Annotated in this window: 7 protein-coding genes; 1 reads left to right on the top strand and 6 read right to left on the bottom strand. The window is 71.8% G+C overall.

What is annotated here, in order from left to right; all coding sequences use genetic code 11:
* Positions 1 to 141: 141 nt before the first annotated feature.
* Both PINTE_RS18170 and fdh read right to left on the bottom strand, forming a co-directional pair.
* Complete coding sequence (locus PINTE_RS18170) at positions 142 to 1,359, bottom strand: 4Fe-4S dicluster domain-containing protein (protein WP_068433574.1); 1,218 nt, start codon at positions 1,357 to 1,359, stop codon at positions 142 to 144.
* Positions 1,356 to 4,733 (bottom strand): formate dehydrogenase, encoded by a 3,378-nt coding sequence (gene fdh, locus PINTE_RS18165; protein ID WP_245643045.1) that lies wholly within the window; start codon positions 4,731 to 4,733, stop codon positions 1,356 to 1,358. Before fdh ends, PINTE_RS18170 begins: the two co-directional genes overlap by 4 nt.
* Before the next feature lie 208 nt (positions 4,734 to 4,941).
* On the opposite strand from fdh, the gene PINTE_RS18155 reads away from it, so the two are divergent.
* Positions 4,942 to 6,030 carry a threonine aldolase family protein gene (locus PINTE_RS18155; RefSeq protein ID WP_245643044.1) on the top strand — a complete coding sequence of 363 codons (1,089 nt, stop codon included), beginning with the start codon at positions 4,942 to 4,944 and terminating at the stop codon, positions 6,028 to 6,030.
* Between the two features lie 95 nt (positions 6,031 to 6,125).
* Here the strand turns inward: PINTE_RS18155 and PINTE_RS18150 are convergent, their stop codons facing one another.
* The 4 genes from PINTE_RS18150 to allB all read right to left on the bottom strand — a co-directional run bounded on the left by PINTE_RS18150 (position 6,126) and on the right by allB (position 10,477).
* The gene (locus PINTE_RS18150) at positions 6,126 to 7,421 is read right to left on the bottom strand and encodes an NAD(P)/FAD-dependent oxidoreductase (protein ID WP_068433570.1); all 1,296 of its coding nucleotides are present in this window, start codon (positions 7,419 to 7,421) and stop codon (positions 6,126 to 6,128) included.
* An 86-nt stretch (positions 7,422 to 7,507) separates the two neighbouring features.
* On the bottom strand, positions 7,508 to 8,239 hold the full coding sequence (locus PINTE_RS18145; RefSeq protein WP_084343778.1) for an SGNH/GDSL hydrolase family protein: 732 nt from the start codon (positions 8,237 to 8,239) through the stop codon (positions 7,508 to 7,510).
* Between the two features lie 59 nt (positions 8,240 to 8,298).
* On the bottom strand, positions 8,299 to 8,991 hold the full coding sequence (locus PINTE_RS18140; RefSeq protein ID WP_068433568.1) for a uracil-DNA glycosylase: 693 nt from the start codon (positions 8,989 to 8,991) through the stop codon (positions 8,299 to 8,301).
* A gap of 166 nt (positions 8,992 to 9,157) precedes the next feature.
* On the bottom strand, positions 9,158 to 10,477 hold the full coding sequence (gene allB, locus PINTE_RS18135) for an allantoinase AllB (RefSeq protein WP_084343781.1): 1,320 nt from the start codon (positions 10,475 to 10,477) through the stop codon (positions 9,158 to 9,160).
* Positions 10,478 to 10,513 lie beyond the last annotated feature (36 nt).

The following is a 10,513-nucleotide window of genomic DNA, read 5'->3' as shown; positions in this document are numbered from 1 at the left end:
CGGTCCGCGAGAGACCCTCGCGGCCGCCCGCGCTGCCGGCGTCGAAGATGCTCCGGCCCGCGGTTCCCGGGGCGCCGGGACGCGCGGGGCTGTCGCCCACCTCGCCGACCCGCGGCGTGAAGGTCAACGGGGTCTCGTCGCTCATGACCGCCTCCCGATGAACGAGGCGACGCCGATGCCGAGCATCGCCAGGCCGGCGTATCCCGCCTTGCGGAAGATGTCCGGCAGGTCGTGGGTGGTGACGATCGGGTCCGGCGGCAGACCGTAGACCTCGGGCTCGTCGAGCAGCAAGAAGACAGAGCCGGTGCCGCCGACGCCGTCGTCGGGGTTCGCGCCGTAGAGCCGGGCCTCGGTGTAGCCCTGTGCGTGCAGCGCCTCGACCCGTGCCTGCGCGCGGCGGCGCATGTCCGACAGGTCGCCGAACTGGATCGAGGTCGTCGGGCACGTCTGCGCGCACGCGGGCTGCTGACCGGCTCCGATGCGGTCGTAGCACAGCGTGCACTTCTGGGCGATGCCCTCGTTGACGACCGCGGTCTTGCGGGGGCTGCCGTCGGCCTGCGGCGGGGTGGTGCGGCGCTCGATGACGCCGAACGGGCACGCCGCGACGCAGTAGCCGCAGCCGTTGCAGATGTCGTCCTGCACGACGACCGTGCCGAACTCGGTGCGGAACAGCGAGCCCGTCGGGCACACGTCGAGGCAGCCGGCGTGCGTGCAGTGCTTGCACACGTCGGAGGCGATGAGCCAGCGGAAGTCCGGGGTCTCGGCGGCGGGCGCGCCGTCGGGGATCGTCGCCGGCACCGGCTCCGCGGCGAACTCGCCGGAGAGGCCGGTCAGGTCGGTGCGGTCGCCGCTCAGCGCCGAGGCGCCTGACGGACCACCCGGCCCCGACAGCCCCGAGGCGTCGCGGTCGGCCCAGCCCGCCCCGTCGACGGAGGCCGAGGTGCCCGGCCCGGCCAGCGGCAGCCCCGTGGGCGGGGCGCCCGAGACGTCGAAGGCGGTGGCGCGGCGAAGCGGGGGTGCGTCGGGTGCGGGCGGGCCCATCGTCGGCATGCCGAGTTCGACGGCCTGCCGCCGGCCCGACTCCCGCGCGGCCTCGATGCGCTCACGGCTCTGCTCGACGAACGCGACGTGCCGCCACGTGCTCGCGCCGAGCTGGCCGGTGTTGTCGTAGCTCGATCCGAGCAGCCCTAGCCCGTCTTCGGGCACGTCGTTCCACTCCTTGCACGCCACCTCGCAGGCCTTGCAGCCGATGCAGATCGAGGTGTCGGTGAAGAACCCCTTGCGCGGCGGCGGGTCTTGCCAGTTCGCGTCGCGCGCGGGGTCGGTGGGGCCCGACAGTTGCTGCTGCCAGAGCTTCACGAGGTATCACCGTCCTGGGTCGGCAGCTCGAGGTCGGGGTTGACGTCGCCCGCGCGCGGGTCGCCCTGCGGGGCGGCGTCGGCATCGCGCAGCCGGTTGCCGGTCTCGCTGGTCAGCCCGGCCAGCGACTGGTACTCGGCGATGAGCCGCAACAGCGCCTCGCCGCGCGGCCGGCGCCCGGGCCGGATGTCGCACGAGGCGACCTTCGACTCCTGGATGTGCACGTTCGGGTCGAGGGTCACGCCGAGCAGGTCGTTCGCGGCGTCACCGGTGACGAAGGCACCGTCGCCTCCGACGCCCCAGTGGTACGGCAGCCCGATCTGGTGCACGGTGCGGCCGTTGGCGATGAGCGGGCGCACGCGGTCGGTGACGAGCACGCGCGCCTCGATCGCCGAGCGCGGCGAGACGATCGTCGCCCAGCCGCCGTTGGTCAGCCCGCGTTCGGCGGCGAGCGCGGGGGAGACCTCGCAGAAGAACTCCGGCTGCAGCTCGGCGAGGTAGGAGAGCCAGCGGCTCATGCCGCCCGCGGTGTGGTGCTCGGTGAGCCGGTACGTCGTGAAGACGTACGGGTACACCTCGACCCCGGCCTCGCCCGCCGACGGCGCGCTGAGGTTGTCCTTGCGGGGGTAGACGTGCCGCGCCGGGTTGCGCTGCTGGTCGTACAGCGAGTTCGCGACCGGCGACTCCTGCGCCTCGTAGTGCGTCGGCATCGGCCCGTCGACCATGCCCTTCGGCGTGAACAGCCAGCCCTTGCCGTCGGCCTGCATGATGAACGGGTCGTCGCCGGCCAGGCCCGCGACGCCGCCCGTGCCCGGCTCCGGCTGGTGGTGGGGGTGCTTGTCGAGGGGGAAGTCCGGCACGTCGTGGCCGGTCCAGGTGCCCTTCTCCTCGTCCCACCACACGTATGCCTTGCGCTCGCTCCACGGCTTGCCGTCGAGGTCGGCGGAGGCCCGGTTGTAGAGGATCCGCCGGTTGGCGGGCCAGGCCCAGCCCCACTGCGGGGCGACCCAACCCTGCTCGTTCTTGGCCACCCGCCGGTTGGCCTGGTTGACGCCGCCGGCGTAGACGCCGGTGTAGATCCAGCAGCCGCCGCTGGTGGAGCCGTCGGCCTTCATCTCGGCGAACTTCTCCAGCGGCTGCCCGGCCTTCTCGCCGGTGAGGTGGAAGCCGTTGATCTCGGCCAGCACCGCCTCCGGGTCGGGGTCGCCGTGCTCGTCGACGGGGTAGTCCCAGGTGAGGTCGAGGATCGCCCGGTCGCGGGGATCGGTCGAACCGGCGAGCTTGGCGCGGATGCGCTGCCCGAGCTCGTGGAAGAACTGCAGCTCGCTGCGGGCGTCGCCCGGCGGGTGCACCGCGGTCTCGCGCCACTGCAGCAGGCGCTGGGTCTGGGTGAACGTGCCGCTCTTCTCGGTGTGCGTGGCCGCCGGGAGGAAGAAGACCTCGGTGCCGATGTTCTCGGTCTCCAGCTCGCCGGTGGCGATCTCGGGGCCGTCCTTCCAGAACGTCGCCGACTCGATGAGCCGCAGGTCGCGCACGACGAGCCACTTGAGGTGGCTCATGCCCATGCGCTGCATGCGGCCGTGGCTCGACCCGACGGCCGGGTTCTGGCCGAGCAGGAAGTAGCCCTCGACCTTGTCGCGCAGCATGTCCATCGCGGTGGCGTACGTGTTGTGCGCCCCGCTCAGGCGCGGCAGATAGCCGTAGGCCCAGTCGTTCTCGGCGGTCGCCGCGTCGCCCCACCAGGCCTTGAGCAGGCTCACGGTGTAGGCGTCGGCGTTGGCCCAGAAGCCCTTCTGGCGCTTGGAGCCGATCGCGTCGATGTACTGAGCGAATGTGTCATGTTTGCCGACCGCCGGCATCGCGAGATAGCCGGGCAGCAGGTTGAACAGCGTCGGGATGTCGGTGCTGCCCTGGATGCTCGCGTGCCCGCGCAGCGCCATGATGCCGCCGCCGGGGCGGCCCATGTTGCCGAGCAGCAGCTGGATGATCGCGCTCGTGCGGATGAACTGGGCGCCCAGGCTGTGCTGGGTCCAGCCGACCGCGTAGACGAACATGCCGGTGCGCTCCCGGCCGCTGTTGCGCACGAGCGCGTCGGCGACGTAGTGGAAGTCCTCGAGGCTGATTCCACACAGTTGTGTGACGAGCTCGGGGGTGTAGCGGGCGTAGTGCTTCTTCAGCAGCTGGAAGACGCAGTGCGGGTCGCTGAGCGTGTCGTCGCGTTTGACCCGGCCGTGCTCCAGCGACGGTCCGGCAGCACCGGAGGCCTCCGGCTCCGCGCGGTCGTCCTTCGAGCCGCCGTGTTCCTCGGGGCCCGCCTCGCCGACGGTGTCGTCGGCGTCGACGCTCGGGGCGTCGTCGGCCTCCACGTAGGCCCAGCTGGACTGGTCGTAGGCGCCGGTCTGCGGGTCGTAGCCGGAGAAGACGCCGTCGAAGTCCTCGGTGTCGCGGAACTCCTCGTTGATGATCGTCGCCGCGTTCGTGTAGGCGCGCACGTACTCGGCGAAGTACAGGTCGTTGCTGAGGATGTGGTTGATGAGCGCGCCGAGGAAGACGATGTCGGAGCCGGCGCGGATCGGCACGTGCTTGTCGGCGACGGCCGAGGTGCGCGTGAAGCGGGGGTCGATGTGGATGACCTTCGCGCCACGCATCTTCGCCTCGGTCACCCACTGGAACGCGACCGGATGACACTCGGCCATGTTCGATCCCTGGATGACGATGACATCGGAGTTCGCCATGTCCTGCACGAACTGGGTCGCGCCGCCGCGCCCGAACGAGGACCCCAGACTGGGGACCGTGGATGAGTGTCAAATACGAGCCTGGTTCTCGATCTGCACCGCCCCGAGGCTCGTGAAGAGCTTCTTGATGAGGTAGTTCTCCTCGTTGTCCAGCGTCGCGCCGCCGAGGGAGGCGATGCCCATCGTGCGGTTCAGCGGCCGGCCCTGGTCGTCGGCGTCCTGCCACGTGCGGCGCCGGCTCTCGATGACCCGGTCGGCGATCATGTCGGTCGCGACGTCGACGTCGAGGTCCTGCCATTCGGTGGCGTACGGGGCGCGGTAGCGCACCTTCGTCACGCGGTTCGGGGCGTTGACGAGCTGCTCGGAGGCGGCGCCCTTGGGGCACAGCCGGCCGCGCGAGATCGGGGAGTCGGGGTCGCCCTCGATGGCGATGACCTTGCCGTTCTTGGCGAACACCTTCTGCCCGCAGCCCACCGCGCAGTACGGGCAGACCGAGCGGGCCACGGTGTCGGCGTCCTGCGTGCGGGGGTGCTTGGCGCGCGTCTGCGCCGAGGTGACCGCCGGCCCGCGGCCGAGCAGGTCTCTGCTGCGCACCTGGCGCAGCACCGGCCACTCCAGGAAAGTCTTCGCTATCGACATGACGCCTCCGGCAGGTCGAACCGACGTTGGGGCTCACCGTAACGCAGGCCGCCGACACGCGCCCGGTCGGCCGGGACTTGTGCCTGGTCACATGCGATCGGCACGCTCTCGTGCGCAGCACGGCTCATGTGGGCGACCCCCTGCAGCCTGCCGGGTCATCGTGGTCAGACTGGTCCTGAACGCCCGCCGAGCGAACCGAGGAGCGAACGTGCCACCCGAGACCGCCGACCTGACCGGCTCCTTCGCGCAGCTGCACGACCCGGGGGCGCGCGGTTTCGCCAGCGACAACGCCGCGGGCGTGCACTCGCGGGTGCTCGAGGCGATCGTCGCGGCGAACGGCGGGCACCAGGTGGCGTACGGGGCGGACGCGTACACCTCGGCGTTGGCCGGGGTCGTGCGCGAGCAGTTCGGAGAGCGGGCGCAGGCCTACCCGGTGTTCAACGGCACGGGCGCCAACGTCGTCTCCCTCGACATGCTCGCCAGCCGCTGGGACGCGGTCGTGTGCACCCGCGCGGCACACATCAACGTCGACGAGTGCGGGGCTCCGGAGAAGATCGCGGGCGCCAAGCTCATCCCCGTCGACTCGCCCGACGGCAAGCTGACCCCCGAGCTCGTCGAGCCCATGGCCTGGGGATACGGCGACGAACACCACGCCCAGCCGACCGTGCTGTCGCTGACGCAGGCCACCGAATGGGGCACGGTCTACTCGGTCGACGAGCTGACGCGACTTGTGTCATACGCCAAGGACGAGGGCATGCGGGTACACATGGACGGCGCGCGGCTGTCCAACGCCGCCGCCGCGCTGGGCGTGCCGCTGCGCGCGATCACCACGGACGTCGGGGTCGACGTCGTCTCCTACGGCGGCACGAAGAACGGGGCGCTGTCGGCCGAGGCCGTCATCGTGCTCAATCCGGAGGCGGTGAGCCGGCCGGCCTTCGTGCGCAAGCTCGACGGGCAGCTGACGAGCAAGATGCGGTTCACCTCCGTCCAGCTGCTCGCGTTGCTCACCGACGACCTGTGGCTGGCCAACGCCCGGCACGCCAACGCGATGGCCCGCGCGCTGGCCGACGCGGTGCGTGACATCGACGGCGTCGTGCTCTCGCGCGAGCCCGAGGCCAACGCGGTCTTCGCCGTGCTGCCGCGTGAGGTCACCCCGCGCGTGCAGGCACGCTACCCGTTCTACGTCTGGGACGAGGCCACCGGCGAGGTGCGCTGGATGTGTTCCTTCGACACCACAACCGACGACGTCTCCGGCCTTGCCGCCGCCCTTCGCGAGGAGCTCGGCTCACGCCGCTGAGGCCACTTCCCTGAGAATGCGTGTCGCGATGCGGACTGCGACACGGGCTGCACTCCGCCCGCGACACGCAGTTGTCAGGGTCGTTGAACGCGGGCTCACCGGGAGGCGGAGCGGCGCCGGAGGCGGCTGGGGGCCCAGTCGAGGCGGCGCAGCGGGTCCAGCGGTGTGAGCGCGTCGGGCACCTCGCCCGTGACGATCTGCTCGGCGAGCAGCTCGCCGGTGAGCGGACCGAGCGTGATGCCCCACATGCCGTGGCCGCCGGCGACGAAGACCCGCGGGCTTGTCGTGCGCCCGACCAAAGGCAGGCCGTCGGCGGTGCACGGGCGCGAACCCACCCACTCGTCGCGGCGGTCCTCCAGATCGACGCCGTGCAGCAGCTCACGGGCCGAGTCGACGATCGCCTGAATCCGACGCGGGTCGATCGGCTCGTCCGGACGGCGGAACTCCATCATCCCGGCGACCCGCAGCCGGTTGCCCAGCGGCGTGCACGCTACCCGCACCTCCGGGAAGTACAGCGGGCTGCGCGGTACCGACTGCGCCGGCACGCTGAACGAGTAGCCGCGCCCGGCCTGCACGACGTGCCGGACGCCGAAGGGTCTCACGAGGTCGTTGAGCCAGGCGCCGTTGGCGATGACGACCGCGTCGAACGGTCCGGCCGCCGTGTCTCCCGTCCGCAGCCGCACCCCGGCCGCGCCGATGTCGTCGACCGAGCGCACCGAGGTGCCGGTGACGATGTCGCCGCCGCGGCCGCGCACCGACTCCGCGACCGCCGCGACGAATTCGATCGGATGCAGGTAGCGCTGGCCGCGGATGAGGATGGCCGCCTCGACTCCCTCGGAGACGGTGGGTTCGAGCCGGCGCGCCTCCTGACCGGAGATCAGCTCGTGGTCCACGGTGCCGCCGGCCTCGGCGATGTCGGCGAACTCGTCGAGCAGCACCTTGACGTTGCGTACGTCGCTGTAGCCGGCGATGAACGGGTCGGCCGGGGCGGTGCTCGCGGCCACGCCACCGGCCTCGAGGCGCTCGAACGCCTCGAGCGCGCGCTCGTTGAGCGGCAACAGCGCCGTCATCGCCCGCTGCCAGCGGCCGGTCGTGCTGTGTCGCACGAACCCCGCGACGAAGCGGGCCAGCCGCGGATCGGCCGTCGGTGGCACGTATACCGGAGAACTCGGGCTCGCGAGCGCACGCACGCCGTACCGCAGCACCGCGGGCTCCGGCAGCGGCGTCGCGATCGCCGGCGTCAGCCAGCCTGCGTTGCCCCACGACGAGCCGGCGCCCGGCTCGCCGCGGTCGAACACCGTCACCTGCGCGCCGCGTTCCTGTAGGTGCCAAGCCGTCGCCAGCCCGGCCATGCCTGCCCCGACCACCGCCACACTGCGGATACCTGACATACCGACCTCCGTGGGAACGTCAAGACATCGTCGCATCCGACGCGTCCGATATCCGGCGGTCGGTAAAACCAGTGGTCAGAGGCTCATCAGCGCAACGGATCCAGCGGGCCGAGGGCGGGGCGCTTGGGGTCGCGACCGTCTCCGGAGGAGCGGCCGGTGAGGCGGCGCTGCACCCACGGTGCGAGATGCGTTCGGGCCCAGGCGCGGTCGGCGCGGCGCTGGTCGGCGCGGGAGAGGGTGACCTTGCCGGGCGCCGCCGCGGCCCAGTCGCCGTCGGGCGCCGACAGCCCGAGCGCGGCGAACGCGGCCTGCGCGACGCGTTTGTGGCCGTCGGTCGACAGGTGGATGCGGTCCTCGCCCCACATCCGCCAGTCCCGCAGCGAGTCCATGCCCCACTGGTCGATCACCGCGCAGCCGTGCCGCCGCGCGATTCTCCAGATGTGTGCCGCATAGGTCGCGTGGCGGCCGCGAATGTGCTTGAGCAGCGGGGCCTCTCGCGGGTCGGTCGGGGTGGCCAGCAGCACGTCGGCGCCGGTCGCGCGGATGCGCGCCACCGCGTCCTCGAGCTGCGCCGCGAGGGCCTCGATGTCGGCCCGCGGCCGCAGGATGTCGTTGCCGCCACCGACGATGCTCACGAGGTCGGGAGCCAGCTCGAGGGCCAACGGCAGCTGCCGCTGCGTGATGTCGGCGAGCTTGCGGCCCCGGATCGCAAGGTTGGCGTAGGCGAACTCGCTGCCGGCGACGTCGGCGAGCGCCACCGCGAGACGGTCGGCCCAGCCGATGTAGGCGCCCGGCTGCGACGGGTCCGGGTCGGACATCCCCTCGGTGAACGAATCCCCAATGGCGACATAGCGATTCCACACGCGAGGGGAGTCGGTCACGAGAGTCTCCAGTCGATCGGGTCGGCGCCCTGGCGGGCGAGCAGGTCGTTGGCGCGGCTGAACGGTCTCGACCCGAAGAAGCCGTTGCGCGCCGACATCGGAGACGGGTGGGCGCTCTCGATCCGCGGCACCCGCCCGAGCATCGGGGTGAGGTTGCGGGCGTCGCGGCCCCACAGGATCGCCACGAGCGGTTGGCCCGCGCCGGCGGCCTCGGCGAGCGCTTCGATGGCCCGCTGCGTCACCGTCTCCCAGCCCTTGCCGCGGTGGCTGGCGGGGGCGCCGGGGCGCACGGTGAGCACCCGGTTGAGCAGCATGACGCCCTGCTCGGCCCACGGCGACAGGTCGCCGTTGGCGGGCATCGGCACCCCGAGGTCGTCGACGAGCTCGGCGTAGATGTTGACGAGGCTGCGCGGGATCGGGCGCACGTCGGGAGCGACCGAGAACGACAGCCCGACCGCGTGTCCCGGTGTGGGATAAGGGTCTTGGCCGACGATGAGCACCCGCACGTCGGGCAGCGGGCGCTCGAAGGCACGCAGGATGTGGGCGCCGCCGGGCAGGTAGCCGCGGCCGGAGGCGATCTCTTCGCGCAGGAAGGCTCCGAGACGCGTCACCTCGTCGGCCACCGGCTCCAGGGCATCGGCCCACGTCGGATGGACGAGTTCACGAAGCGGTTTGGCCGGGGTGCCCACGGGTGTCGAGGTTACCCACGGAGCCGGGGTGCCCACCTCGCGGCCCCGTGACCGGGCACTCGCTCTCCCTGCCCGATCCCAACCCCCGACCGTGAAAACTGCGGGTCGTGGTGAGGACTGCGACACGAACAGCAGTTCCGACCACGACACGCAGTTTTGAGGGAAGTTACGCCTCGCCGCGGCGCAGGAGGCGGCCGGTGGGCTGCTGGAAGTCGACGCGTTGGCCACGCAGGTAGGTCGCGCGAACGCGCCCGGAGAGGGTGGCCCCGTCGTACGGGGTCAGCGGGTTGCGGTGGTGCAGCCGCTTGACGTCGACGACGAACGCCTCGTCCGGAGCCAGCACGGCGAGGTCGGCGTCGTAGCCGACGGCCAGCCGCCCCTTGTGCCGCAGCCCGACGCGCTCGGCGGGGCGGGTCGACATCCACTGGACGACCTGGTCGAGGGAGACGCCGCGGCGGCGGGCCTCGGTGAGGATCACCGACAGCGTCAGCTGCACCGAGGCGATCCCGCCCCACGCGGTGCCGAAGTCACCCGTCTCCAGTTCTTTGAGGTCCAGCGTCGAGGGGGAGTGGTCGGAGGCGATGTAGTCGATCGTGCCGTCGATGAGCCCGTCCCACAGCAGTTCCCGGTTGCCGACCTCGCGGATCGGCGGGCAGCACTTGTACGCCGTGGCGCCGTTGGGGATCTCCTCCGCGACGAGCGACAGGTAGTGCGGGCAGGTCTCCACCGTGAGGTCGACCCCGTCGGCCTTCGCCGAGCGAATCATCGGCAGCGCGTCGGAGCTGCTCAGGTGCAGGATGTGCGCTTTGGCCCCGGTCCAGCGGGTGCGCTCGATGACCTGCGCGATCGCGAGGTTCTCCGCGCCGCGCGGGCGCGAGGCGAGGAACCGGGCGTAGCGGTCGCCCTCGGGGGCCGGTGCCCGGTCGATCGCCCGGGAGTCCTCCGCGTGCACGATCATCAGCCCGTCGAAGCCGGCCAGCTCCTGCAGGTACGTCTCCAGGTCGTCGGGCCCCAGCGGCGGAAACTCATCGACGCCGGAGTGCAGCAGGAAGCACTTGAAACCGAAGACCCCGTCGTCGTGCAACTCGCGCAGGTCGCCGAGGTTGCCGGGCACCGCGCCGCCCCAGAAGCCGACGTCGACGAACGACTGCGGCCGCGCGACGAGCCGCTTGTACTCCAGCGCCGGACCGTTGACCGTCGACGGGATCGAGTTCAGCGGCATGTCGAGGATCGTCGTCACCCCGCCCGCGGCCGCCGCCTTCGTGGCCGTCGCGAAACCCTCCCACTGCGTGCGGCCCGGCTCGTTGACGTGCACGTGCGCATCGACGAGCCCCGGGATCAGCACCTCGTCGTCCGTGAGCTCCACGATCGTGTCGGCCCGCAGGTGCGACCCGAGCGGCTCGAGCGCGAGGATCTTGCCGTCGCGCACCCCGACCTCACGGGCCGCCTCCCCGGCGGGCGTCAGCACCCGCGCCCCGCGGAACACCAGCTCGTACTCGGCGCGCCGGCGGGCCGTGGCGCG

The sequence above is a fragment of the Piscicoccus intestinalis NBRC 104926 genome (genome assembly GCF_001515525.1).
Lineage (GTDB): Bacteria > Actinomycetota > Actinomycetes > Actinomycetales > Dermatophilaceae > Kineosphaera > Kineosphaera intestinalis.
Note: the sequence above shows the minus strand (reverse complement) of the source record. Positions and strands in the feature narration are given on the sequence as shown.